This is a genomic window from Streptacidiphilus sp. PB12-B1b (assembly GCF_014084125.1).
Lineage (GTDB): Bacteria > Actinomycetota > Actinomycetes > Streptomycetales > Streptomycetaceae > Streptacidiphilus.
Genome location: NZ_CP048405.1, coordinates 129,333 through 154,683, shown reverse-complemented (window position 1 = coordinate 154,683; position 25,351 = coordinate 129,333). Strand labels below are relative to the sequence as shown.

Below are 25,351 nucleotides of genomic sequence, written 5' to 3'. Positions count from 1 at the left end.
CGAGGGCTACTCCTTGCCGAGCTTGGTGACCGACAGGGCGCCGTCGGCGTACGAGGCGCGGATGACCTTCTTGTCGAACTTGCCCACCGAGGTCTTGGGCACCGACTCGATGACCGCCCAGCGCTCCGGCAGCTGCCAGGAGGCGACCCGGCCGGCCAGGAACTCCCGCAGCGTCCGGACGTCGGCGTCCGAGCCGGGGCGCAGCACCACCGTCGCCAGCGGGCGCTCGCCCCACTTCTCGTCGGGCACGGCGACGACTGCCGCCTCCAGCACGTCCGGGTGGGCCATCAGCTCGTTCTCCAGCGCGACCGAGGAGATCCACTCGCCGCCGGACTTGATCACGTCCTTGGCCCGGTCGGTCAGGGTCAGGTAGCCGTCGGCGCTGACCGTGCCGACGTCGCCGGTGCGCAACCAGCCGTCGTCGCTGAACTTGTCGCCGCCCGCGTCGGGCTGCTGTCCTGCTCCGCCGAAGTAGGCGCGGGCGATCCACGGTCCGCGGACCTCGATCTCGCCCTCGGCGACGCCGTCGTGCGGCATCGCCGAGCCGTCCGGGCCGACCACCCGGGCCTGGACGGTGGCCGGAAAGCGGCCCTGGGTGAGCCGGTAGGGCCACTCCTGCTCGGGGGTGAGCCCGGCCGGCGGGTGCGCGACGCTGCCCAGCGGCGAGGTCTCGGTCATGCCCCAGGCGTGGATGACCTCGATGCCGTAGCGGTCCTGGAACGCCTTCATCAGCGCCGGCGGGCAGGCGGAGCCGCCGATCACCACGGTGTCGAGGGAGCTGGTGTCGTACGCCTCGCCGCCGCTGTCCAGCTCGTCCAGCAGGCCGGTCCAGATGGTGGGGACGGCGGCGCTGAAGGTCGGCCGCTCGGCGGTGATCATCGCCGCCAGCGGCTTGGGCTGCAGGAACCGGTCGGGCATCAGCAGCGAGCTGCCCACCATGAACGCGGCGTGCGGGATGCCCCAGGCGTTCACGTGGAACATCGGGACGACCGGCAGCAGCAGGTCGCGGGCGGTGAAGCCGAAGCTCTCGGCGGAGACCACCTGCAGGCAGTGCAGGTAGACCGAGCGGTGGCTGTAGAGCACGCCCTTGGGGTCGCCGGTGGTGCCGGAGGTGTAGCAGAGCGCGGCGGCACTGCGCTCGTCCAGGTCGGTCGGGAACGGGAAGCTGGTGGGCCGGTCGGCGATCAGCTCCTCGTACTCGTGGACGGAGCCGGAGAAGCCGGCCAGGAGGCCGCGGTCGCCCGGGCCGGAGACCACGATGTGCCGCAGCGTCGGGTTGAGCTGCGGCAGCAGCGGCGCCAGCAGCGGCAGCACGCTGCCGTTGGCGATGATGACGTGGTCGGCGGCGTGGTTGATGATGAAGGCCAGCTGCTGCGGGGGCAGCCGCAGGTTCAGCGTGTGCAGCACCGCGCCCATGGAGGGGATGGCCAGGTAGGCCTCCTGGTGCTCGGTGTTGTTCCACATCAGGGTGGCCACCCGCTGGTCGCCGGTGACGCCCAGCTCGTCGCGCAGGGCGTGGGCCAGCTGCGCCGCGCGGGCCCCGACCTCGGCGAAGGTCCGCCGCACAGCCCGCTCGCCGTCCCAGGTGGCCACGGTGGACGCGCCGTGGACGGTCGCGCCGTGTTCCAGTATCCGGGCGACGGTGAGCGGGACGTCCTGCATCGTGCTGAGCACCTGGAACCTCCTAGGACGGGCTTTCCGACGATCTGCCTGCTGTCTACGGCCTACTGCGCGGTAGCGATGCGGCTGATTGCAGATTCTGTCTTCTTTGCCCGGCGGTGTCAGCACCATGACCAGGTCTATCAGCACACATTGCGAAAGTGTGTCCTTGGTGTTGCGTACCCGCCCGAGCGCACCGCGCGGCGGCTGCTCTCAGCGTCCCCGGCTGCTAGCGGAGCTGCCTGCGGCGCGCCCTGGTGCTCGCCGAACGGACGACGGCCACCGGGGCGTCCACCGCGTTGCGGTCGATCTGCAGGGTCACTCCGCCGTGCTTCTCCTCGACGTTGCCCTGGTACTGGTGGACCCGGCGGTGGTCGGCCCACAGCCCGCGGCGCAGCACGCCGTAGCCGTCGGTGCGGGCGCGGGCGTCCCAGCGGGCGTACCAGACGACGTCCGCGACGGCCGGGGACGACTCGCCGCGTTGCAGGGCGACGGCGGACAGGTCGGCGATACCGGCGTTGGCGCTGTAGAAACCGGCCAGGAACCCGGCCGCGCGGACCGCCTTGGACCAGGCGGCGGTGTACTGCATGACCGCGGTGCTGCAGCTGGAGCCCGTGCGGGTGTACGCCTCCATGTCCAGGTAGACCGGGCTGCTCGACGCCAGGCCCAGGGCTCCGGCGGCACGGGCAGCGTCCGCGCCGTCGGCCGAGCCGGTGGCGGTGGCGCGGCGCGGGTCGATCCGGCTGGACCGGGCGGAGGTGGGCCCCGGGTCCAGGCAGGGGGCCTGGGAGCCGACGTACAGCGGCAGCACGCCCCAGCCCTGCGCCGTGGCGGAGCGCACCCACCCGGCGGTCAGCCGGGGCTGCGCGCAGGCCCGGTTCCGGCCGCCGATGTAGACGCCGATGGCGCCGTAGGGGGAGCTGCGCCGCCAGACCTTGAGGTCGTCCAGGCTGGGGGCGGTGCAGGTGTCGAAGCCCAGGCCGGTGAAGATCCTGGGCGCGGCGGACGCCGGGGCGTCGTCGGTGGTCCCCTTGCCGTGGGGGGCGCGCGCGGGGCGGTGTGTCCGGTGCGGCGCCCGGGCGGCGGTGGCCGGGCGTCCTGCCTGGGCCTGCTGAGCTGCCTGGGCCGTCGCCGGGAGGGCGGGGAGCTGCCCGACCAGCATGTCCCGGAAGGCGTCCGGGCCCGGGTCGGACCCCCGCCCGGACGGGGCCTGGGTGGCGGACGGATCCGCCGGAGGATCAGCCGTGGCCGGTGCGGTGCCGCTGGCGAGGCAGACAAGGGTGATGATCAGCGCGGTGGTGGCAGCGACTGCCCTGCGTGAAGTAGGCACATGTCATCATGGGCTTAATGACCCATTTGAGATGATTAGCCACGCCCATGCCATCACCCTGAGCAGCAAAGGCCGCTCACGGTGCGTCAACTGCGGCGACCGCCCCGGGGACCGGGATCAGCGGCTTCAGCTGGGCTATCACCGAGTCCACCGCCCGGAACCCGATCCGCTCGTAGAGCCCGGTCGCGCCGGTCGGCGAATCGCAGTCCACCCCCAGCGAGGCGGTGTCGAAGCCGTCCGCCAGGGCCTTCCGCAGAACGTGCGCCAGCAGCGCCGAGGCGATGCCGCGCTTGCGGGCCGCCCGGCGGGTGCCGACGAGGGCGACGTAGAGGTCGCGTCGGCCGGTGGCGTCCTGATGCGCCGTGAACTCCTCGCCGAGCACCATCCCGAGCACCTCCCCCAGGCCGGAGTCGGCGGCCTCGTCGGCCTCGTAGGCCAGCCAGGTGTACTCCGCGCGGAAGGCCGTCCCCTGCACCAGGTGCGCCCAGCCCTCCGGGCTGATCTCGGTGGAGCCCCAGTGGTCGCGGAAGGCCTCGTTGCGCACCAGCCGTCCGTCGTCGGAGCGCTCCGGCGCGTACGGCACCAGGACGACGCCGGGCGGAGGGTCGCCCGCGGCCCCGGTCAGGTCCTGGCGCAGGTCCAGGGCCATGCCGTTGAACCACCGGGCCGCGCGGTAGCCATGGTCGGCGAAGAGCGACACCGCGTCGGCGACCTTGGTCACGCTGGTGCCGTACAGCGTCAGCGGCTGCCCCGGGTAGCGCTCCTCGTGCAGCGGCGGCGCGGCCCGCTCCGCCCAGCCCAGCATCCAGCTGCCCAGGCCCCGGTTCCGGTGCTCCGGGTGCACCGCGCCCACCAGGTACGGCTCGTGCACCGGCTGGGCGGCGGCGCGGGCCCGCAGCGTGCAGTAGGCCACCATCGCGCCCGCCCCGGACGTGTCGAACGCGGCGATGCTGCCGCGGGGGAAGTCCATGTACGGGTCGGCGAGCTCGTCCCGCAGGTCCTGCGCGCCGATGTGCTCGTCCACCTGGTCGACCGCCTCGATGGCAGCCAGCAGCAGCACCCATGCCTCCACGTCCTCGGAGGTGATGGGACGCCAGGTGTAGGCGTCGGATTCGGCGCCCGGCAGGGAGGTCATGGGGGCATCCTGCTCCCGCCACCCGACCGGCTCAACCGAATATCGTCGGCCGGTCAGCCGTCGACGCTCAGCAGCAGCCCGGAGGTGGGGACTCCCGTACCCGCCGTGACCAGCACGGTCCGCGCGTCGGCGACCTGGTTGACGGACTGCCCGCGCAGCTGCCGGACCGCCTCGGCGATGCCGTTCATGCCGTGCAGGTACGCCTCGCCCAGCTGGCCGCCGTGGGTGTTGACGGGCAGTCGGCCGCCCAGCTCCAGGCCGCCGTCGGCGGCGAAGTCGGCCGCCTCGCCGGGCCCGCAGAAGCCGAACTCCTCCAACTGCATCAGCACGAACGGGGTGAAGTGGTCGTACAGGACGGCGGTGTCGATGTCGGCCGGGCCGAGGCCGCTGGTACGCCACAGCTGGCGGGCGACCACGCCCATCTCCGGCAGGCCGGTGAGCCCGTCCCGGTAGAAGCTGGTCATCGCCTCCTGGGCGCGCCCGGCGCCCTGCGCGGCGGCGGTGACCACCGCGGGCGGCCTGGGCAGATCCCGGGCCCGCTCCACACTGGTGACCACGATCGCCTGACCGCCGTCGGTCTCCTGGCAGCAGTCCAGCAGCCGCAGCGGCTCGACGATCCAGCGGGAGGCGCGGTGCTCGGCCAGGGTGATCGGCCGCTGATGGAAGTAGGCCGCCGGATTGGTCGCGGCATGGCGGCGGTCGGCGACCGCGACCGGGCCGAAGGCGTCCGGGGTGAGGCCGTAGCTGTGCAGGTAGCGCGCGGCGATCAGGGCCACCCAGGAGGCGGGGGTGAGCAGCCCGTACGGCATCGTCCAGGCCATGGCGACGCCCTCGGCGGTGGGCGGCCGACCGGCCAGTCCGGCGCCGAAGCGGTGGCCGGAACGCTCGTTGAAGGCGCGGTAGCAGACCACGACCTCGGCGACGCCGGTGGCCACGGCCATCGCCGCCTGCTGGACGGTGGCGCAGGCGGCGCCGCCGCCGTAGTGGACGCGGGAGAAGAAGCCGAGCTCGCCGATGCCGGCGGCCTGGGCGAGGGTGATCTCCGGGTTGGCGTCCATGGTGAAGGTGACCAGCCCGTCCACGTCGCGCGGGCGCAGGCCGGCGTCGGCCAGGGCGGCGTGGACGGCCTCGACGGCGAGCTTGAGCTCGCTGCGGCCGGAGTCCTTGGAGAACTCGGTGGCGCCGATGCCGACGATTGCGGCGCGTCCGCCGAGGGAGTCGGTGCGGTGCAGGCTCATCCCCGGCCTCCTGAGGCGGGGGCGGCGGCGAGCGTGACGGTGGCGGTGGCATGGGTGCCGAGATCGTTCGTCCCGATGACAGATATCGTCATCTGTCCGCTGTCGTCTGTCATCGCATGTCCGTTGAACGTCAGCTCGGAGCCGGGATAGGCCGGGACGCCCAGCCGCAGCGCGATGCCGGTGACCATGGCCCCCGGCCCCGTCCAGTCGCTCACATAGCGCCCGACCAGCCCGTTGGTGGTCAGGATGTTCATGAAGATGTCCGGCGAGCCCTTGGCCCGGGCGAGTTCGACGTCATGGTGGACGTCCTGGAAGTCCCGGGTCACGATCGCGCCCGCGACGACCAGCGTCCGGGTGACCGAGATGCGCAGCTCCGGCAGCTCCTGCCCGGCGTCGCCGGGCGGCGTGGACGATCGGGCGGATGGCCGGGTGGATGGACGGAACATGGGCAGGGTCAGCTCGTCGTCGCAGCGCTCGAAGACCAGCTCGACCGGCAGCCCGATCCGGACCCGCTGCGGCTGGATGCCCACGACGTTGCTGACGATCCGCACGCCCTCGGCGAGTTCCACCAGGGCGACCGCATACGGCCGGTCGAAGGCCGCCGGCAGCGGGTGGTGCACCACCACGCTGGAGTAGACCGTGCCCGCCCCGCTCGCCGCCTCGGCCGTCCACCGGGCCGAGCCGCAGGCGTTGCAGCCGGGCAGCCAGGGAAAGCGCGCGGCGCCGCAGTCGTCGCAGCGCTGGAAGCGCAGCTCACCGGCGGCGACCCCCTCCCAGAAGCCCGCAGTGTCGCGGTTCACCACCGGACGCGGCCGCACCGCCGCCGGACGCTCGGCATCGGGGCCGGGGTCGGCGTCGGGGTCGGCGTCGGCGTCGGCTTCAGGACGGGTGGCGGGGCGGGCGGCCGGCCGGTACTTCAGGATGCGGAACCGATGGGTGGCGGCGGGTGTCGCCTCCTCCGGCTTCTCACCCCTGGCCTCGTCATAGGCCCGCAGGTCCATGCGGGTGGTGACGAAGCGGCCGACCCCGAGAGCGGTGCTCTTCTCCGAGGACACCGATTCGATCACCGCCTCGAACAGCACCCGCTCCCCGAGCCGCAGCGGCCTGAGATACCGCTGCTCGCAGTCGGTCGCCACGACCGAGGTGCAGCCGTCCGCGTCCAGCCGGGCGAACAGCTCGTCGTAGGCGCCGCTGCGGGAACTGCCCGCGCTGTCGAGCCCGGCCATCGTCCAGACCTGGAGCATCGCGGGCGGTGCGACGGCGTCCGCCCCGGTGCGGGCGGTGTTGGTCTCGCCCATGACCTCGCACCAGTGCCGGATCATGGGCGCGTTGACCGGATCCGGCGCACGGCCACCGACCCCGGCGGGCTGTCCCGCGTACGCCCGGTATACCTCATCCGCCTGCTGGTCCCTGGGCTCCGTCACAGAACTGACTGTGCGTCAGATATCACTGATCCGTCAAGGGCCATGCCCTGAGCGGCACATGATCGGTACATGGGTCAGCCCCGGGATGTGGAACCGTCCCCGGGGCTGACCGTTTATCCGCGCGCTGACTCAGCAGCGGCTCACGGGCGGATCAAAAGTAGAGGCGAACATCGGAGTTGGACTGGTTCGACCAGACGTTGCCGGAGTTGTCCTTGACGCCCAAGGTGTTGTTGGCGTTCGAGGCCCCCGAGCCTGTCGCGGTCTGCTGTGTCCAGTTCGCGTTGCCGTCCACCCAACCGGACAGGTTGCCGGTGCCGTTGTCGGAGACCACGCTTCCGTTGGAGTGGTCGCTGGCGAAGGAGCCGCTGTCGGCCGAGGCCGCGCCGGCGCCCAGCAGCAGCATGGCGGCGGCGATGGGAGCGGCGGCAAGAGCAAGACGAATGCGGGACATGAGTTCCTCCGAGGTGGTGGAGTCGAATGCTGAGGTGAACGGTCGCATCTGGCCGGATGCGGACTGTTCGGACCGCGACGTCGCACCGCAAGACTGCTCAGAGAATCGACAAATATCCATCCCTGGATGGCTTTTTCCCCCGTAAGCATGACATCGGGGCCAGACCCCCCACATCGGCCCGCACCGCCACCGGCACAGCGTTCACCTGCACCTATGCCGGTGTGATCGCCGCCAGAGCACCACCGTGGAAACGCCCGGGGCGCGCGGCAGACCTTCGCCGCACGCCCCGGGCGCACTCCCCTCCCCGCACAGCAGCCGATCGGGTCAGCTGAGCCGCGCCGAGGTGAGCGCGGAGTTGCCGGGCGTGAGACGCCCCTTGCCCAGCGTCCCCTGGCCGTTGGCGGCGAAGACGTAGAACCAGCCATTGCTCATCCGGGCCACCACCTCGTTCTGGCCCTGGTTGTCGACGGCACCGGCCGCGACGATGGCGTTGAAGCCGCCCCAGCCCTTGCCCAGGTACGTCCGGTGCAGGTTGAAGCCGCCGTGGCCGTTCCCGGTGTACAGCCACAGTTGTCCGCTGCGGTCCCGGACCACCACGTCCGGAATGCCGTCGCCGCTCAGATCGCCGTGCGCGGTCACCAGGTTGTAGACGTTCCACCCGCTGCTGATCCGCGTCCGCGCCCCGAAGCCGCCGCTCCCGTTGCCCGGGAACAGCCACATCACGCCGCTGTGGTCGATCGCCAGCAGGTCGGGCAGGCCGTCTCCGGTCAGGTCGCCCGGCGCCACGATCGTCCCGTACTGGTTGAATCCGGAGCCCAGGTAGTGCTTGGTCGCCGTGGCCAGATTCTCCTGACTGGCCACGTTCTCCTGCCAGAGCTTGGTGAACACGTACAGGTTGCCGTTGGTGGCGCGGCCGATGACGTCGCCGTGCCCGTCACCGTCCAGGTCCCCGGCTTCGAGCAGCAGGTTGTACTGGCCCTGGATGTCCTCGTACCAGCCGCTGTTGTCGTCCAGGCAGAGCGAGACGCCCTCCGAGCACTCGGTGGAAATGGCATCGTTGCGGTCTGCGGCGAACAGGCTGCCCTGCCACATCACATCCGCCGAGACGTCCCGCCCCCAGCCCCTGATCAGCGCGTAGTTGGCGGCGACCGAGGTGTAGATCCGCACACCGTCGGCCGGGCAGGAGTGGACCGGCGTGGCGGACATCCCGAGCAGCTTGCCGCCCACCACCAGGGCGCCGCCGGCGTCCCCGACGCAGTACGGCGCGGTGGAGCCGGAAGCAGGCTTGGTGCAGAAGGAGCCCGACGGCAGCGCGTGGCCGAGCAGGCCGGTGCAGGTCGCGGCCGACTCGATGATCACCGGCTCCATCGACGGGCTCACCGAGACCTGGTCACCCAGCGCGAAGCCCTGCCAGGACCAGAAGTCGGCGTGCGTACCAGCGTTGTAGAGACTGGCATCGCCCGGGCCGGCCAGCGGCACGACCGACTGCGAGGCCGTGGACGTCCCCGAGAACGGCGTGACGGCGAGATCGTCCTGACGGGAAGCGGCGTTGTACCGCCCGTCGACCTGGTACACCGGGCCTCCGCCACCGCCGTCGGCGGGGTAGTCGTTCCACTGCATCTCCTGCGACGAGCGCCCCGCAGGGCAGTCCGCAGGCAGCAGCAGGCGGTACGGCGCGATCTGGATCGAGGTGCAGTAGGAGTCGACGACCTGGTCGGAGGAGGTCGGGGTGGTGACGATGTGCGAGAACATGGACGACATCAGCCAGCCCGGTGCCTTCACGGCGGCGGTGGCCACCGGGCGAGCGCCCTGGGTCTGGGCATCGGCCTGGGCCTGACAGGTCGAGAAGGACACCGCCAGCAGCAGCGCCGCCCCGACCACGGCCGCGAACTGGGCGACGACTCCCCCGCCACCGCCACGTCCGCGTCTACCGAAACGGTCTCTGGACATACAACCCCCCATTGAGTCACGTGCCATACCTGCAGCGGACCGTAGCACCACCGGAAGGGCCGGGTAATCCCCGGGTCCGCCCCCGGATCGGCAGGGAGGTCATATGTCCCCAGATATGCGGAAAGGCCCTCTGACTTGAGGTCAGAGGGCCTTTCACGAAAGGTTGTTCGGCGGTGTCCTACTCTCCCACAAGGTCCCCCTTGCAGTACCATCGGCGCTATGAGGCTTAGCTTCCGGGTTCGGAATGTAACCGGGCGTTTCCCTCACGCTATGACCACCGAAACACTATGAAGTTGACCCGCACTCCCCGGCATGACGCTCCCGGGAAGGGGTCGTTGCTTCAGAACAACACAGTGGACGCGTAGCAACTATGGACAAGCCCTCGGCCTATTAGTACCGGTCAGCTCCACCCCTCACAGGGCTTCCACACCCGGCCTATCAACCCAGTCGTCTACTGGGAGCCTTACCCACTCGATGGTGGTGGGAGTCCTCATCTCGAAGCAGGCTTCCCGCTTAGATGCTTTCAGCGGTTATCCCTCCCGAACGTAGCCAACCAGCCATGCCCTTGGCAGGACAACTGGCACACCAGAGGTTCGTCCGTCCCGGTCCTCTCGTACTAGGGACAGCCCTTCTCAAGACTCCTGCGCGCGCAGCGGATAGGGACCGAACTGTCTCACGACGTTCTAAACCCAGCTCGCGTACCGCTTTAATGGGCGAACAGCCCAACCCTTGGGACCTACTCCAGCCCCAGGATGCGACGAGCCGACATCGAGGTGCCAAACCATCCCGTCGATATGGACTCTTGGGGAAGATCAGCCTGTTATCCCCGGGGTACCTTTTATCCGTTGAGCGACGGCGCTTCCACAAGCCACCGCCGGATCACTAGTCCCTGCTTTCGCACCTGCTCGACCCGTCGGTCTCACAGTCAAGCTCCCTTGTGCACTTACACTCAACACCTGATTGCCAACCAGGCTGAGGGAACCTTTGGGCGCCTCCGTTACATTTTAGGAGGCAACCGCCCCAGTTAAACTACCCACCAGACACTGTCCCTGATCCGGATCACGGACCCAGGTTAGACATCCAGCACGACCAGAGTGGTATTTCAACGACGACTCCACAACCACTGGCGTGGCCGCTTCACAGTCTCCCACCTATCCTACACAAGCCGAACCGAACACCAATATCAAGCTATAGTAAAGGTCCCGGGGTCTTTCCGTCCTGCTGCGCGAAACGAGCATCTTTACTCGTAATGCAATTTCACCGGGCCTATGGTTGAGACAGTCGAGAAGTCGTTACGCCATTCGTGCAGGTCGGAACTTACCCGACAAGGAATTTCGCTACCTTAGGATGGTTATAGTTACCACCGCCGTTTACTGGCGCTTAAGTTCTCAGCCTCGCCCCGTCGAAACAGAGCTAACCGGTCCCCTTAACGTTCCAGCACCGGGCAGGCGTCAGTCCGTATACATCGCCTTACGGCTTCGCACGGACCTGTGTTTTTAGTAAACAGTCGCTTCTCGCTGGTCTCTGCGGCCGGCCACAGCTCCGGAGGTAAACCCCATCACCACAACCGGCCCCCCTTCTCCCGAAGTTACGGGGGCATTTTGCCGAGTTCCTTAACCATAGTTCACCCGAACGCCTCGGTATTCTCTACCTGACCACCTGAGTCGGTTTGGGGTACGGGCCGCCATGAAACTCGCTAGAGGCTTTTCTCGACAGCATAGGATCATCCACTTCACCACAATCGGCTCGGCATCAGGTCTCAGACTATGTGAACGGCGGATTTGCCTACCGTTCGTCCTACACCCTTACCCCGGGACAACCACCGCCCGGGCTGGACTACCTTCCTGCGTCACCCCATCGCTCACCTACTACCAGCTCGGTTCACCGGCTCCACCACTTCCCCTTGTCCGAAGACTCCGGGACGGCTTCACGGGCTTAGCATTACCGGGTTCGACGTTGGCGCTTCAAAGCGGGTACGGGAATATCAACCCGTTGTCCATCGACTACGCCTGTCGGCCTCGCCTTAGGTCCCGACTTACCCTGGGCAGATCAGCTTGACCCAGGAACCCTTGGTCAATCGGCGCAAGAGTTTCCCACTCTTGTATCGCTACTCATGCCTGCATTCTCACTCGTATACCGTCCACGACTGGCTTCCGCCGCCGCTTCACCCGGCACACGACGCTCCCCTACCCATCACAGCCCCCGTTAGGGGTTGATACTGCAATGACACGGCTTCGGCGGTGTACTTGAGCCCCGCTACATTGTCGGCGCGGAATCACTTGACCAGTGAGCTATTACGCACTCTTTAAAGGGTGGCTGCTTCTAAGCCAACCTCCTGGTTGTCTCTGCGACTCCACATCCTTTCCCACTTAGCACACGCTTAGGGGCCTTAGCCGGTGTTCTGGGCTGTTTCCCTCTCGACCATGGAGCTTATCCCCCACAGTCTCACTGCCGCGCTCTCACTTACCGGCATTCGGAGTTTGGCTAAGGTCAGTAACCCGGTGGGGCCCATCGCCTATCCAGTGCTCTACCTCCGGCAAGAAACACACGACGCTGCACCTAAATGCATTTCGGGGAGAACCAGCTATCACGGAGTTTGATTGGCCTTTCACCCCTAACCACAGGTCATCCCCCAGGTTTTCAACCCTGGTGGGTTCGGTCCTCCACACGGTCTTACCCGCGCTTCAACCTGCCCATGGCTAGATCACTCCGCTTCGGGTCTTGGGCGCGCTACTATGTCGCCCTATTCGGACTCGCTTTCGCTACGGCTACCCCACACGGGTTAACCTCGCAACACACCGCAAACTCGCAGGCTCATTCTTCAAAAGGCACGCAGTCACGACCAGTCATCACAAGTGACGCTGGCGACGCTCCCACGGCTTGTAGGCACACGGTTTCAGGTACTATTTCACTCCGCTCCCGCGGTACTTTTCACCATTCCCTCACGGTACTGTCCGCTATCGGTCACTAGGGAATATTTAGGCTTAGCGGGTGGTCCCGCCAGATTCACACGGAGTTTCACGGGATCCGTGCTACTTGGGAAAAACTCAAGAGAGCCGTACAGGTTTCGTCTACGGGGGTCTTACCCTCTACGCCGGACCTTTCGCATGTCCTTCGACTACCCATACGGTTTCTGACTCTCCGACCGGCCGGCAGACCGGTCAAGAATTCTCCCACGACCCCGAAGTGGCAACCCCTGCCGGGTCTCACACCACAACGGTTTAGCCTCATCCGATTTCGCTCGCCACTACTCTCGGAATCACGGTTGTTTTCTCTTCCTGCGGGTACTGAGATGTTTCACTTCCCCGCGTTCCCTCCACACTGCCTATGTGTTCAGCAGCGGGTGACAGCCCATGACGACTGCCGGGTTTCCCCATTCGGACACCCCCGGATCAAAGCTCGGTTGACAGCTCCCCGGGGCCTATCGTGGCCTCCCACGTCCTTCATCGGTTCCTAGTGCCAAGGCATCCACCGTGCGCCCTTAAAAACTTGGCCACAGATGCTCGCGTCCACTGTGCAGTTCTCAAGCAACGACCAGCCACCCATCACCCCCACGAGCACACGCTCACAGAGTTCACTGGGGCCGGCGCTGAAGACCAGCCTTGCGGCCGTGCCCTCAGGACCCAACAACGTGCCCGGAACGATCCACCCGACCCCGCGTTCCACGCACCCCGAAAGGTGCAGTACTAGCGGCGACAAGCCGATCGTGCCGAATAGTCAACGTTCCACCCATGAGCGAACCACCGTCAGACATGCGCTGACGATATGGCCCTCTGACCGCCGAGGCGGTAAGAAGTGCTCCTTAGAAAGGAGGTGATCCAGCCGCACCTTCCGGTACGGCTACCTTGTTACGACTTCGTCCCAATCGCTGGTCCCACCTTCGACAGCTCCTTCCCTTGCGGGTTAGGCCACCGGCTTCGGGTGTTACCGACTTTCGTGACGTGACGGGCGGTGTGTACAAGGCCCGGGAACGTATTCACCGCAGCAATGCTGATCTGCGATTACTAGCAACTCCGACTTCATGGGGTCGAGTTGCAGACCCCAATCCGAACTGAGACCGGCTTTTTGAGATTCGCTCCACCTCGCGGTATCGCAGCTCATTGTACCGGCCATTGTAGCACGTGTGCAGCCCAAGACATAAGGGGCATGATGATTTGACGTCGTCCCCACCTTCCTCCGAGTTGACCCCGGCAGTCTCCTGTGAGTCCCCGGCATAACCCGCTGGCAACACAGAACGAGGGTTGCGCTCGTTGCGGGACTTAACCCAACATCTCACGACACGAGCTGACGACAACCATGCACCACCTGTATACCGACCACAAGGGGGCGACCATCTCTGGCCGTTTCCGGTATATGTCAAGCCTTGGTAAGGTTCTTCGCGTTGCGTCGAATTAAGCCACATGCTCCGCTGCTTGTGCGGGCCCCCGTCAATTCCTTTGAGTTTTAGCCTTGCGGCCGTACTCCCCAGGCGGGGAACTTAATGCGTTAGCTGCGGCGCGGACCACGTGGAATGTGACCCACACCTAGTTCCCAACGTTTACGGCGTGGACTACCAGGGTATCTAATCCTGTTCGCTCCCCACGCTTTCGCTCCTCAGCGTCAGTAATGGCCCAGAGATCCGCCTTCGCCACCGGTGTTCCTCCTGATATCTGCGCATTTCACCGCTACACCAGGAATTCCGATCTCCCCTACCACACTCTAGCCTGCCCGTATCGAATGCAGACCCGGAGTTAAGCCCCGGGCTTTCACATCCGACGCGACAAGCCGCCTACGAGCTCTTTACGCCCAATAATTCCGGACAACGCTCGCACCCTACGTATTACCGCGGCTGCTGGCACGTAGTTAGCCGGTGCTTCTTCTGCAGGTACCGTCACTTGCGCTTCTTCCCTGCTGAAAGAGGTTTACAACCCGAAGGCCGTCATCCCTCACGCGGCGTCGCTGCATCAGGCTTTCGCCCATTGTGCAATATTCCCCACTGCTGCCTCCCGTAGGAGTCTGGGCCGTGTCTCAGTCCCAGTGTGGCCGGTCGCCCTCTCAGGCCGGCTACCCGTCGTCGCCTTGGTAGGCCATCACCCCACCAACAAGCTGATAGGCCGCGGGCCCATCCCAGATCGCCGGAGCTTTCCACGCACACCCCATGCGGAGATGCGTCGTATCCGGTATTAGCACCGGTTTCCCGGTGTTGTCCCAGAATCTGGGGCAGGTTGCCCACGTGTTACTCACCCGTTCGCCACTGATCCACCCCGAAGGGCTTCACCGTTCGACTTGCATGTGTTAAGCACGCCGCCAGCGTTCGTCCTGAGCCAGGATCAAACTCTCCGTGAATGTATTCCGGATATCCGGAGCACACCCGCGAAAGAGCGGCACGACAGTCAGCGGAACAGCCGACCTCGTGCACTGCGTCCTCGCTAGTGTTTTGTGCATCAAAGGAACCACGTCCAAAAACGGACGGGGTATCAACATATCTGGCGTTGACTTTTGGCACGCTGTTGAGTTCTCAAGGAACGGACACTTCCTTCAAGACCCTTTCACCGGTCTCTCCGGGCACTTCGTTCTTCGTTATGAAGCCTACCAGACCGTTTCCGGCCCGATTTCCCGCCGTCCCGCGCCGTTTCCGGCCCGTTCCGACGAGTGAAACTCTAGCGGAACCACGCCATCGACGCGAATTCCACCGATTTACCAACCATTCCCGGAAAAGCGCACGCCAAAGAAGACCGTACGGAATCTGATCAGGGGATGGGTCGCACCCGCTGCGTTCGCAGGGCAACCCGCAGGACACTACGCACCCCGCCGGACGATGTCAAACCAGCTCGGCCCAGCCCCGCCCATACCGCCCTGACCTGTGGTGATAGCGGCCCGGCCTGATCCGATCCGGAACAGGTCTTTCCCTGCCGAGCCGTCTGCTTCCTAGTGTTCGAACGGCGGAAGAACGCCGGACCGGCGCAGCACAGCAGCACACCAGAGAGGCTGAGCATGATGACCACCCGCGAACTCACTGCAACGAGCAAGGCTGTCGTCCTGGACTACATGGACACCCTCATGCGCGGCGATTTCACCGCGTTGCGCGCCTTCTTCACTCCCGAGTCGACCTGGACGCTCGCCGGGAGCCTGCCGCTGTCGGGCACCTGGACCGGGCCGGACGAGATCCTCGACGAGTTCGTGCCCGCCATGGTGGCCCGGATGGTGCCGGAGAGCATGGAGTTCGAGTTGGACGGCCTGCTCGCCGAGGGCGACAGGGTGCTGGCGGAGTGGAACACGCGTGGGCTGGCCCGGTCGGGCGGCCGCTACGACCAGCACTGCTTGGCGGTGTTCACCATCCGCGACGGCCGGATCGCGTCCGTCCGCGAGTACCTCGACACCCTGCACGCCCAGACCGTCGTCTTCGCCTGACCACTGCCCGGCGGCACCCGCCGGGCATCCCTGATGGCCGTCAGATGCGCTGCGGAACAAGCCCCTCACCGGTGGCGGCGGTGCGCGCCGCCTTGCGCTGGCGGGAGGCCTCGTAGAGCACGGCCGTGGCCGCGTTGGCGGCGTTGAGCGAACTGGCGCTGCCGGTCATCGGGATGCTGACCAGGTGGTCGCACGCCTCGCGCCAGCCGGCGCTCAGCCCCGCCGTCTCGTTGCCGATGAGCAGCAGCGTCGGCTGGGTGAAGTCGAAGTCGGCGATGTCGGCCTCGCCGTGTTCGTCGGTGCCCACCACGACGACCGGGTGCCCCTGTTCGCGCTTGCGGTCCAGCCAGGCCGTCACCTCCCGCTGGGAGGGCACCCGGACTGCGGGCAGGGCGAACAGCGAACCGGTACTGGCGCGAACGGACTTGGTGTCGTACACGTCGGCGGCGTGGCCGGTGACGATCAGGCCGTGCGCGCCGAAGGCGTCGGCGGAGCGGACGACGGAGCCGATGTTGCCCGGGCTGGTGGGCCGGTCGAACAGCACTCCGAGGAAGTCGTCGCCGACCCTGATCCGGTCGAGGTCGTCGTCCGGGATCTCCATGACCGCGATGACCTCGGGGGCGTCCTCGTTCTTCTCGCCCAGTTCGGCGAGTAGCTCCGGCGCCATGGCCACGCGCTCGGCCTCCGTCGTCCGCAGCAGTTCCTCCGCCCAGCGCGAGAGCACGCGCCGACTGTCGTACAGCAGAGCGTGGACCGGCCAGCCGTGCTCCACGGCGATGGTGATCGGCCGCACGCCCTGGACCAGGAACTCCCGCAGCCGCGCCCGCTTGTTGCGGTTGACCAGCAGCGACTGCCACTGCTGGTAGCGGGCGTTGCGCGAGGTGATGCGCTGAACTGCGGCCACCAGTCCTCCAGTTGAGACACCGAGCCGCCAGGCTAGCCCGCCTGGCGCGCGAACGCGGACACAGCGGCGGCGGTCCCGCTCGGGCCCACCGGACCAGATCCGCCTCCCGCACCGCAGGACGACGGTCCCGTCGGGCCCACCGCGGCTGTGCGCGACGGGTCGGCCGGGTCAGTCGACGAGGTAGGCGTTGTAGACCGTCTGGGTGGAGCTGTTGCCCGCTGTGTCCACAACGACCGCTGCTTACCTGCTCGTCAGCGCCCGGATGGCCTCGACGGCCTGGCCGACGACAGAGGGCCAGTTTCGACAGCTGTCGATACTGGCCCTGGTGTGGTCCCACTGGCTGCGGAGAGCGTGGGATTCGAACCCACGGTGACGGTTTCCCGGCACGACAGTTTTCAAGACTGTTCCCTTAGGCCGCTCGGGCAGCTCTCCTCGGCACAGGTCGGCGCGGGGGTGGCCCGGAGACACTGCGCTCAGGGATCTTCTCACGAGTCGGGTGGTGGATGGCAGCGAATAGCCCCGCACGGCGGGGATGCGGGGCATCCGGGCCGTGCGGGGCCGGTGGGTCGGCTACTGCGCGTCGCCGACGCGGCTGCCGAGGGTCAGGGTGGTGGTGTGGGTCTGGCCGTTGCGGATGTAGGTGACGGAGCACTTGTCGCCCGGGCGGTGCGACCAGATCTCGCTGACCAGGGTGGGTCCGCTGTCGATCGGGACGCCGGCGAACTCGGTGATCACGTCGCCGGCCTGCAGACCGGCTGCGGCGGCCGGTCCGTTCGCGGTGACGGCCGCCTGGCCCTGGACCGGGCCGGAGGCGATCTTGGCGCCGTTGCCGGTGTAGCTGTCGTCCCGCAGGATGCCGATGATCGGGTATATCGGCTTGCCGGTCTGGATCAGCGTGGACGCCACCCACTCGGCCTGGTTGATCGGGATGGCGAAGCCGAGGCCGACGCTGCCGGACTGGCCCTCGCTGTCGGTGGCGCCGCCGGACTGGATCGCCGAGTCGATGCCGATGACCTGCCCTGAGGCGTTCATGAGCGGGCCGCCGGAGTTGCCCGGGTTGATCGAGGCGTCGGTCTGCAGCGCGTTCATGTACGAGGTCTGCGTGCCGCCGCTCTCGTCGCCCGAGGCGACCGGCCGGTTCTTGGCGCTGATGATGCCCGACGTGACCGTGCCGGACAGCCCGAAGGGCGCGCCGATGGCGATGGTGGTGTCGCCGACCTGGACGGCGTCGGAGTTGCCGAGCGGTAGCGGGACGAGCTTCTCCTTGGGCTTGGCCGCCAGCTTTATCACCGCGACGTCATAGCCCTGGGCGCGGCCGACGATCGTCGCCGGGTAGCTGCTGCCGTCGGAGAACTTCACGCTGAGCTTGCCGTCGCTGGTCGAGGGGGCGACGACGTGGTTGTTGGTGAGGATGTAGCCCCGGCTGTCGAAGACGAAGCCGGTGCCCGTCCCCGACTCCTGAGAGTTGGAGGCGGAGATGGTGACCACGCTCGGCAGGGAGCGGGCCGCTATGCCGGCGATGCTGTTGGGCGAGCGGCTGAGGTCCTTGGGGCTCACGGCGGCGGCCACGCTGGTGCTGCCGCCGGAGCTGTCGCGGGTCTCCAGCCAGGAGCCGATGCCGCCGCCGATGCCGCCCGCGACGAGCGCGGTCACGACCAGGACGGCGGCCAGGCCGGAACGGCGGCGGCGCTTGCGCGGTGGGGCTTCGCCGGGGAACGCCGCCGGCGGGTAGGGAGTACCGGCGCCCCAGCCAACGCCTGCGGCGGGGTAGCCGTCCTGGGCGGGGTGCGCACCCTGGGCAACGTAGGCGTCCTGGCGGGAGTACGCCTCGTGGCCGGAGTACGCCTCCTGGGCAACGTAGGCATCCTGGGCGGGGGTGCCGTACGGCGCGGCGGGCGCGGGCGGTTCGCCGTAGGGCGCGGGAGGCGCGAAGGCGGGGGGCGCGGGCGGCGGCGCGGGGATCGAGAGCTGCTGCTCCGCCGCAGGGGCGGGGGCAGCGAAGGGCTCGGCAGCATCGGCGGGCGCGGACGCAGGCACGGGCGCGGGGGGTGCGGAGGGGGCGGGCGCATCGGTGAACGCAGGCGCGGCATCAGCCGGAGCAGGCGAGGACGCGGGCGTCGCAGGCGCGGAGGCGGCGGCGGGCGCAGCTTCAGCAGGCGCGGGTGCGGCAGCAGGCGCATCGGCGGACGCGGACGCAGCATCGGCGGACGCGAGCCCAGCATCGGCGGGTGCGGCCGGGGACGCGGGCGTCGCAGGCGCGGAGGCGGCGGCGGACGCAGCGTCGGCTGCCGATGCGGGGGGTGGGAAGGCGGCGAGCGCGGGGTCCTTGGGGGTTCGGTGGCTGCCGGGGAGGGGGCGGGTGCGCCGACAGGCGGTGCCACCGAATCCTCGGCGGTGGGTTCGGGTCGGTCCGACCCGGAGAGCCCGCCCTCGTGCTCGGTGCTCACGCATGACCTCCTCGTAGTTGGACCCAGCGGCCCCCAGCATTGCCCACGCGATGTCGGGGCGTCGTAAGCGCCAGCCGTGCGCCGCATCCAGGGCCTGTACGGCGGGTGCGTGCGTCCGGCTGTGATGAAAGGTACCCCGTGTTCCTGTCAGTCCAGCAGCCCCCTTCGGCGGTGCCGCCGGGCGGGCCGGAGCAGGTCCGCGACCTGGACAGACCTTGGCTGCAGCCCGGCCTGCGCCTAGCATGTGGCTCGCACGCATATGCGGGAGCTTGGACCTATCCAGGCTGAGAGGGCGCCGAAACGGGGCGCCGACCGCCTGAACCTGACCGGGTAATGCCGGCGTAGGGAGCTGAGTCCATCGTGACGTCCATGTCCGCGTCCACACCGCCGTCCCCTGTCCTGGAGCAGCCGCCGGGCGCGGGCGGGCGCGCCGAGGCCCCGCTGGTGCTGGACACCGCGCCGCCGCGTCCGCTGGGCTTCCGGGACCAGGCCGCGTTCTGGACCAACCTCGGCATCAGCCTGATCGGCTTCCAGAGCGCCGCGACCGTCCTGGTCTTCAACAACAAGGACCTCAGCCTGGCGGCGTCCATCACCGCCATCGTCGTCGGCACGGTCATCGGCGCGCTGATGCTGGCGGTCGCCGCCGTCATCGGCACCCGCTCCGGCGCGCCCGCGATGGCGATCCTGCGCGGGCTGTTCGGCACCCGGATGTCGTACCTGCCGACGGTGCTGAACGTGATCCAGTGCGTCGGCTGGGGCGTGTTCGAGCTGACCGTCATCGCCATGGGCGCGGACGCGCTGTACGGCGGCATCCCGCACTGGGTGTACGTGGTGGTCGCCGGGGTGCTGACGACCGCGATGACGATCCGCCCGCTGGGCGCGATCTCGGTGCTGCGCCGCTACGTCGCCATCGCCGTCGGCATCGCCATGCTGTTCTTCACGGTGGAGCTGCTGCGCCGGGGCGTGCCGGACCCGGGGCGCGGCAACTGGACCGGGTTCCTGCCCGCGACCGACGCGGTGATCGCGGTCTCCATCTCCTTCGTCCCGCTGGCCGCCGACTACACCCGGCACGCCCGCAGCAGCGCCAGTTCGTTCTGGGGCGCGTTCAGCGGCTACACCGTCTCGCAGGTGTGGTGCTACGTGGTCGGGCTGCTGGCGCTGGTGCAGGTGGGCGGCGACCCGAACAAGATCTTCACGACGTTCATGGGGATCACCGCGGGCTGGGTGTTCTTCTCGGTGCTGGTGCTGCGCGAGGCCGACCAGTCCTTCGCCAACGTCTACTCGACCGCGATGTCGCTGCACAACGTCTTCCCGAGGGCGGACCGGCGCTACCTGACGGTCGGCATCGGCGCGCTGGTGACGGTCCTGGCGCTGGGCGTGACCGACTTCAGCGGGTACGAGAACTTCCTCGGCCTGATCGGCGCGGTCTTCGTGCCGCTGTCGGCGGTGCTGGCCGTGGACTTCTTCTTCGGCGCGGGCCGGCGCCCGGGCGGCTGGGACATGTCGGAGTCCGCGCCGATCCGCTGGCTGACGCTGCTGCCGTGGGCGATCGGCTTCGCCGTGTACGAGCTGATCGCCCCGGCCGGGCTGACCGGCTGGTTCCAGTGGTGGCCCGACTTCTGGGCGCACGCGCAGAACGTCACCGGCATCCACCCCGAGGTGTGGACCTCGGCCTCGCTGTTCTCGTTCCTGGTTCCAGCGCTGCTCACCTGGGCGCTCACCCCGCTGCTGCGCAAGGGTCACTGAGAGTTCACCTGCCGGACGCCCCGGCCGTGGGGGTGTTCGACCGCCGCCGCCTATCGTGGAGGTGTGTCGAACGCCCCGATCGCCCCGGCCGCCGCCCCTGCGGACCCGCCGGGAGCCGCGAGCCCCCAGCCGGGCGCCCAGCCCGGCTCCCTGGCCGAGCCGCAGGTCAGCCCGCCGGAGAGCCCGCTGGTCCTGCCCAACCGGGCCGCCGTGCGCGTGGTCGCGCACCGGGGGGCCTCCGGGACGCTGGCCGAGCACACCCTGGCCGCCTACCGGCTGGCGATCGAACAGGGCGCGGACGCCCTGGAGTGCGACGTCCGACTGACCGCCGACAACCAGCTGGTGTGCGTCCACGACCGCACCGTGAACCGCACCTCGGACGGGCGCGGCGCGGTCTCCGCCTCGACGCTGGCGCAGCTGTCGGCGTTCGACTTCGGCAGCTGGAAGGCGCAGCGGCCGGACGGTGTCCCGGCGGACGAGCACGGCTCGGTGCTGACCCTGGAGCGGCTGCTGGAGCTGGTGGCGGGCTGCGGGCGGCGGGTCGACCTGGCCATCGAGACCAAGCACCCGACCCGCAGCGGCGGCCGGGTGGAGACCGCCCTGCTGGAGCTGCTGCGCCACTTCGACCTGGTCACCCCGGCCTCGGGCGAGCCGTCGCCGGTGCGGATCATGAGCTTCTCGCAGCTGTCGCTGCGCCGGGTGCGGGCGCTGGCACCGACCGTCCCGACGGTGTACCTGCTGGAGCACGTGCTGCCCTGGCTGCGCGGCGGCCGGCTGCCGTACGGGGCGCGGATCGCCGGGCCGGGGATCGACCTGATCCGGGCCAACCCGGGCTACGTCGCCGCGCTGCACCGCGCCGGGCACCGGGTGCACGTGTGGACGGTGGACGAGCCGGCCGACGTCGAGCTGTGCCTGCGGCTCGGCGTGGACACGATCATCACCAACTACCCGCAGCGGGTGCTCGGGCTGCTGGGGCGGACGCGGTAGCCGGAAACGATCCGGCAAACGTCGGCGAAGTAGTGAAGAAGAGCGTGCGCGGGGGCTTGCGCGGGCGCACGAAAATGGCTGAAATATCGTCTGGTACGCCGTCCTTCACCTCGTGATACCAGCAGAAAGTAACCATTCGGCTACGCGGAGTAAAAAGGGCGGCCCGGTCCCTGTTTATGCGTTCACAAGGAAGTCCAACGGTGCACCAATTCTCGTTTCCGGCTCGCTCGCACCGGGCATTCACACCCTGTCGTTAGACGGAGGAGGAGGTCCGGGGGTGTCGCTGGTGATGGCGCATGATGTGCCGACTTCTTCGGCGACCATGGCAGTTCCCCATGGTCCGGCCAGCGTGAGCACGGCCAGACGGCGGCTGCGGAAGGATCTCGCGGAGCATCAGGTCCCGGAGGTCGTCATCGACGACGCCGTCCTCATACTCTCCGAACTGCTGAGCAACGCCTGCCGCCATGCCCGTCCGCTGGAGTCGGTGCTCGACGAATTCGAAGCAGCGCAGGCGCAGGCACAGGCGGCGTCGCCGTCCCAGGTCGGGGCGACGTCCCAGGTGCTGGGACGGCTGCGGATGGACGCGGACGGCTCCTACGCGGAGGGCGGCCGGGTGGTCGTCGGCTGGGAGCTGCACAGCGACGGCCTGCTCACTCTGGAGGTCACCGACGGCGGGGGCCCGACCCGGCCGAGGCGCGGAAGCCCGTCACTGACGGCGCGGGGCGGACGCGGGCTCGGCATCGTCGGGCAGCTGGCGAGCGACTGGGGGGTGCGGGACGCCCCGGGCGAGGTGACGGTCTGGGCGGTGCTCCCGGCCAGGGCCCGGCACGCCCGACGCGGTGACCTGGGCGGTCAGCCGTAACCGCAGGCCCGCCGGGTGGTGAGGACGCCGGGTGCGGAGCGGCCACGGTACAGGCGCGGGCGGGCAGCATGCGGGGTGCGGCGGGCCGTGACGCGCGACGGCGGCCGGTCGGCGGTGGCGGGACAGGCGCGCGGAACAGCGAGCTGGTCAGGGCTCAGGGGAAGGCGCGCGAAACAGGGTGCGGGGCAGGCGCGCGGGGGCAAGGCATGGGGAAGCCGCGCAGAACAGGGCCTGAGGCAGACGCGGACCAAGGCGTTGGGCAGGTGCGCGAAACAGGACGTGAGGCAGGCGCGCGGGCCAAGGCATGGGAAGCCGCGCAGAACAGGGCGCGGGCCAGAGCGTGAGGCAGGCTCACGGGACAGGTCGTGGGCCAAGGTGCGGGGCAGGCGCGAGGAGCAGGGCGCGAGCAGGCCAGCGGGGCAGGCGCGGGGGGTCGGTACGCGCCCGCGCGGGAGCGCGGCGTGCGGGTCGGGACGGCTACGCTCGGGGCGGCAGACCACACGCCCCACCGGGAGATCCGCACCATGGCTAAGAAGGCCGCGAAGAAGGCGCCCGCGCGCGCTCAGAACACCGTCGCAGCGAGCGGGGAGATCCCGGTCGTCGGCGCACGCGAGGACTGCCCGTGCGGTTCGGGTCGCCGCTACAAGGCGTGTCACGGCCGCCAAGCCGCGCACGCGGTACAGGAGTTGGTGCAGCGTCCGTTCGAGGGGCTGACCGGTGAGGGCGACTGGGTGGCGCTGCGCGAGCTGGTCCCGGCCGCGACCGTGCCGCTCACCCTGGGCAAGGACGTGCTGGCGGGCGCCAACGGCGAGGTGCCGTCGGTGACGCTGGCGACGGTGCTGCCGATGGCCTGGCCGGCGATGCGCCGCCAGGACGGCAGCATCCTGCTGGGGCTGCAGACGCAGACCGCCTCCGGCGACGCCAGCCGCGACCTGGGCGACGCGCTGCTGCAGGCGCTGTCGGTGGAGCCCGGTACGCCGGTGCCGCCGCGCCGCCCGGCCACCGACGCCCCCCGGCTGCAGGATCTGCTGGACCTCTCGGCACCGTTCGAGCCGACCGTGCACACCGGCTTCGACTACTGGCTGGAGGACGCGGAATCGGCCACCGGCGAGGTCGCCGCCTCGCTGGAGCAGGCGAACGCCGAGGTGATCCCCACGGTCAAGCTGGCCTCGGTGGACAGCGCCTACTGGTGCTCCGTGCCGGACCGCAACCACCTGCGCTGGGTGATGCCGTACACGGAGGACGCGCTTCTGGACGCGCTGGCGCGGCTGGTCGCGGCGGGCGAGTCGGGTCTGGGCGAGGGCACCCGGCTGGTCGGCTCGTTCCGGGCGCACGGCCTGACCGTCCCGGTGTGGGACCTGCCGTCGGCGATGACGGCCGCCGACTGCGAGCAGCCCGCCGCGGCCTTCCGGGAGCGGCTGACCGGGGCGCTGGCGCAGTCGGCCCCGCTGACCGTCCAGGAGCGGAAGAGCCGGGCCGACCTGGTGAACCGTCAGGTCACCATCGGCTAGGCGACGCAGTGCGGAAAGTGATAACCGGCGGCGACCGTCCGCTCACTGCGGGCGGTCGCAAACCGATAGGAAACTCACAGATCACCCGGTGAATGCGTGACCTGCATCACACATTGACGCCGGGTCGGAAATTCTCATGGCCGGTGGGCCCCAGGGAATTTGCTTGCGGCTCGATTCTTGTTACGGTTTAAACAGCTCGGTCGCTGGTGCATCCCCCGTCGCCAGCGGCCGAGCCATTTCTTTTGCCGGGCCCGGCGGGTGAAGCCGGGCCGGCTCTCAGTAGGCCAGCCGTGCACCGTCCGGCGTGGCCGCGCTCGCCGCCACCAGCGCCTCCAGCAGGGCGGCCACCGTCGGCAGCCACGGCCCACCGCCCTCGCCAGCCGAGCCGGACAGCGCGCCGGACGCCTCCGTGCCCGGGGCGACGGCCGGGGCCGGGCCCGGCGCGCGCAGCCACCGCACCGCCCCGGCACCGGTCCGCGACGGCGGCAGCAGCACGTAGCCGCCGCTGCCGTGGAAGCGCAGGCTGGTCGGCACCCACTCCTGGGCGATCAGCAGCTCGGCCAACTCCTGCATGCCGTACGGGGCGACCAGCAGCACGCAGCGGCTGGGGGTGGCGATCACCGGTCCCACCGGCACCCGCAGCGTGTCGAAGTAGCCCAGCGCCCGCTCGCCCGCGGCGAGCGGCAGGCTCACCGCAGACACCGCGCCCCCGGTGGCGACCACCACCGGGGCGTCCGGACGCCGCTGCCACCACCAGCGCACCATCCGCACATCGGTGGTGGCCGCGAGCAGCGGTGGATCGTAGGGGTGCGCCCCGGGCGTCGGACAGTCGGGGCGCGGGCAGTCGCAGAGCGCGGGGACGCCGTGCCCGGCCGCGCCCTGGGCGGTCGCGCCGGGGACCACCGGCCACTGCCACTCCTGCACGCAGGCGGTCACCGCCGAGAGCAGCTGCGACCTGTCCCGGCGGCGCAGGCTCCGGGAGACCACGCGGTTGACGACGCCGCCGACGATCCCGCCGACCGCGGTTCGCAATGCCGTGCCGTTTCGGACCTCGCTGTTTCGGACCTCGCGCATGAGCACTCGTTCCTTTCCGTGACCAGTCATGGATCGGTACGTGACCTCGCGCTAAGAGAAGCGCACCACGTCCACTGCGCATCCGATAGCTGGCGGGGGGTGGCGCGGGGTGGCGATTGCGATTGCCCTCTCGTACCAGGTTTGTACCCCGGAAGTGCAAGTTCACCAACGAGATTGACGCATCGTCGAGATGGACGCACGGTGAGCGCGGTTGGTTCCACCGTTCGGGGGAGCAGAGAGGCA

The 25,351-nt window shown here is 68.9% G+C and carries 15 protein-coding genes, 1 tRNA gene, 3 rRNA genes and 1 riboswitch; of the genes, 5 read left to right on the top strand and 14 right to left on the bottom strand.

Features of this window, described 5'->3' with window-relative positions:
- Positions 1 to 6: 6 nt before the first annotated feature.
- The 10 genes from GXW83_RS00680 to GXW83_RS00635 all read right to left on the bottom strand — a co-directional run bounded on the left by GXW83_RS00680 (position 7) and on the right by GXW83_RS00635 (position 14,512).
- Complete coding sequence (locus GXW83_RS00680; protein WP_182440934.1) at positions 7 to 1,674, bottom strand: long-chain fatty acid--CoA ligase; 1,668 nt, start codon at positions 1,672 to 1,674, stop codon at positions 7 to 9.
- A gap of 214 nt (positions 1,675 to 1,888) precedes the next feature.
- A complete protein-coding gene (locus GXW83_RS00675) occupies positions 1,889 to 2,989 on the bottom strand; it encodes a DUF1906 domain-containing protein (protein WP_304940945.1) in 1,101 nt (366 codons plus the stop codon).
- 76 nt (positions 2,990 to 3,065) lie between these two features.
- Positions 3,066 to 4,124 carry a GNAT family N-acetyltransferase gene (locus GXW83_RS00670; RefSeq protein ID WP_182440933.1) on the bottom strand — a complete coding sequence of 353 codons (1,059 nt, stop codon included), beginning with the start codon at positions 4,122 to 4,124 and terminating at the stop codon, positions 3,066 to 3,068.
- A 53-nt stretch (positions 4,125 to 4,177) separates the two neighbouring features.
- On the bottom strand, positions 4,178 to 5,362 hold the full coding sequence (locus GXW83_RS00665; protein WP_182440932.1) for a lipid-transfer protein: 1,185 nt from the start codon (positions 5,360 to 5,362) through the stop codon (positions 4,178 to 4,180).
- Positions 5,359 to 6,786: an OB-fold domain-containing protein gene (locus GXW83_RS00660; RefSeq protein WP_225446667.1), complete on the bottom strand. Its 1,428-nt coding sequence runs from the start codon at positions 6,784 to 6,786 to the stop codon at positions 5,359 to 5,361. The genes GXW83_RS00665 and GXW83_RS00660 overlap by 4 nt, the downstream gene beginning before the upstream one ends.
- Positions 6,787 to 6,937: 151 nt before the next feature.
- Positions 6,938 to 7,237 (bottom strand): hypothetical protein, encoded by a 300-nt coding sequence (locus GXW83_RS00655; RefSeq protein WP_182440931.1) that lies wholly within the window; start codon positions 7,235 to 7,237, stop codon positions 6,938 to 6,940.
- 324 nt (positions 7,238 to 7,561) lie between these two features.
- On the bottom strand, positions 7,562 to 9,118 hold the full coding sequence (locus GXW83_RS00650; RefSeq protein ID WP_182440930.1) for an FG-GAP-like repeat-containing protein: 1,557 nt from the start codon (positions 9,116 to 9,118) through the stop codon (positions 7,562 to 7,564).
- 234 nt (positions 9,119 to 9,352) lie between these two features.
- Positions 9,353 to 9,469 (bottom strand): 5S ribosomal RNA (gene rrf, locus GXW83_RS00645).
- Positions 9,470 to 9,557: 88 nt separating this feature from the next.
- Positions 9,558 to 12,682: ribosomal RNA gene (locus GXW83_RS00640) — 23S ribosomal RNA — on the bottom strand.
- A gap of 311 nt (positions 12,683 to 12,993) precedes the next feature.
- Positions 12,994 to 14,512: ribosomal RNA gene (locus GXW83_RS00635) — 16S ribosomal RNA — on the bottom strand.
- Together the 16S, 23S and 5S rRNA genes form the textbook arrangement of a ribosomal RNA operon.
- 648 nt (positions 14,513 to 15,160) lie before the next feature.
- Between GXW83_RS00635 and GXW83_RS00630 the strand changes: the two genes are divergently transcribed.
- The gene (locus GXW83_RS00630) at positions 15,161 to 15,577 is read left to right on the top strand and encodes a nuclear transport factor 2 family protein (RefSeq protein WP_225446666.1); all 417 of its coding nucleotides are present in this window, start codon (positions 15,161 to 15,163) and stop codon (positions 15,575 to 15,577) included.
- Between the two features lie 40 nt (positions 15,578 to 15,617).
- Here the strand turns inward: GXW83_RS00630 and GXW83_RS00625 are convergent, their stop codons facing one another.
- The 3 genes from GXW83_RS00625 to GXW83_RS00615 form a co-directional block, all read right to left on the bottom strand.
- Positions 15,618 to 16,481, bottom strand: a complete 864-nt coding sequence (locus tag GXW83_RS00625; protein WP_182440928.1) for a TrmH family RNA methyltransferase — start codon at positions 16,479 to 16,481, stop codon at positions 15,618 to 15,620.
- 343 nt (positions 16,482 to 16,824) lie between these two features.
- Positions 16,825 to 16,913, bottom strand: a tRNA-Ser gene (locus GXW83_RS00620).
- Positions 16,914 to 17,051: 138 nt separating this feature from the next.
- Positions 17,052 to 18,518, bottom strand: coding sequence for a S1C family serine protease (locus GXW83_RS00615; RefSeq protein WP_225446665.1), 1,467 nt, complete (start codon positions 18,516 to 18,518; stop codon positions 17,052 to 17,054).
- 661 nt (positions 18,519 to 19,179) lie between these two features.
- Positions 19,180 to 19,294: riboswitch (TPP riboswitch) on the top strand.
- Between the two features lie 3 nt (positions 19,295 to 19,297).
- Between GXW83_RS00615 and GXW83_RS00610 the strand changes: the two genes are divergently transcribed.
- The 4 genes from GXW83_RS00610 to GXW83_RS00595 all read left to right on the top strand — a co-directional run bounded on the left by GXW83_RS00610 (position 19,298) and on the right by GXW83_RS00595 (position 24,034).
- A complete protein-coding gene (locus GXW83_RS00610; protein ID WP_182440926.1) occupies positions 19,298 to 20,674 on the top strand; it encodes a cytosine permease in 1,377 nt (458 codons plus the stop codon).
- A gap of 150 nt (positions 20,675 to 20,824) precedes the next feature.
- Complete coding sequence (locus GXW83_RS00605) at positions 20,825 to 21,661, top strand: glycerophosphodiester phosphodiesterase (RefSeq protein WP_370466850.1); 837 nt, start codon at positions 20,825 to 20,827, stop codon at positions 21,659 to 21,661.
- A gap of 277 nt (positions 21,662 to 21,938) precedes the next feature.
- Positions 21,939 to 22,523, top strand: a complete 585-nt coding sequence (locus GXW83_RS00600; RefSeq protein ID WP_182440925.1) for an anti-sigma regulatory factor — start codon at positions 21,939 to 21,941, stop codon at positions 22,521 to 22,523.
- 524 nt (positions 22,524 to 23,047) lie between these two features.
- On the top strand, positions 23,048 to 24,034 hold the full coding sequence (locus GXW83_RS00595) for a DUF5926 family protein (protein ID WP_182440924.1): 987 nt from the start codon (positions 23,048 to 23,050) through the stop codon (positions 24,032 to 24,034).
- A 276-nt stretch (positions 24,035 to 24,310) separates the two neighbouring features.
- Here GXW83_RS00595 and GXW83_RS00590 read toward each other — a convergent pair whose 3' ends face one another.
- Positions 24,311 to 25,108 (bottom strand): bifunctional DNA primase/polymerase, encoded by a 798-nt coding sequence (locus tag GXW83_RS00590; protein WP_182440923.1) that lies wholly within the window; start codon positions 25,106 to 25,108, stop codon positions 24,311 to 24,313.
- Between the last annotated feature and the right edge of the window lie 243 nt (positions 25,109 to 25,351).

Coding starts and splice junctions, on each gene's coding strand:
- GXW83_RS00670 (WP_182440933.1), bottom strand. CDS start 4,124: ATGACCTCCCTGCCGGGCGCCGAATCCGACGCCTACACCTGGCGTCCC.
- GXW83_RS00665 (WP_182440932.1), bottom strand. CDS start 5,362: ATGAGCCTGCACCGCACCGACTCCCTCGGCGGACGCGCCGCAATCGTC.
- GXW83_RS00655 (WP_182440931.1), bottom strand. CDS start 7,237: ATGTCCCGCATTCGTCTTGCTCTTGCCGCCGCTCCCATCGCCGCCGCC.
- GXW83_RS00630 (WP_225446666.1), top strand. CDS start 15,161: ATGATGACCACCCGCGAACTCACTGCAACGAGCAAGGCTGTCGTCCTG.
- GXW83_RS00610 (WP_182440926.1), top strand. CDS start 19,298: ATGTCCGCGTCCACACCGCCGTCCCCTGTCCTGGAGCAGCCGCCGGGC.
- GXW83_RS00595 (WP_182440924.1), top strand. CDS start 23,048: ATGGCTAAGAAGGCCGCGAAGAAGGCGCCCGCGCGCGCTCAGAACACC.
- GXW83_RS00590 (WP_182440923.1), bottom strand. CDS start 25,108: ATGCGCGAGGTCCGAAACAGCGAGGTCCGAAACGGCACGGCATTGCGA.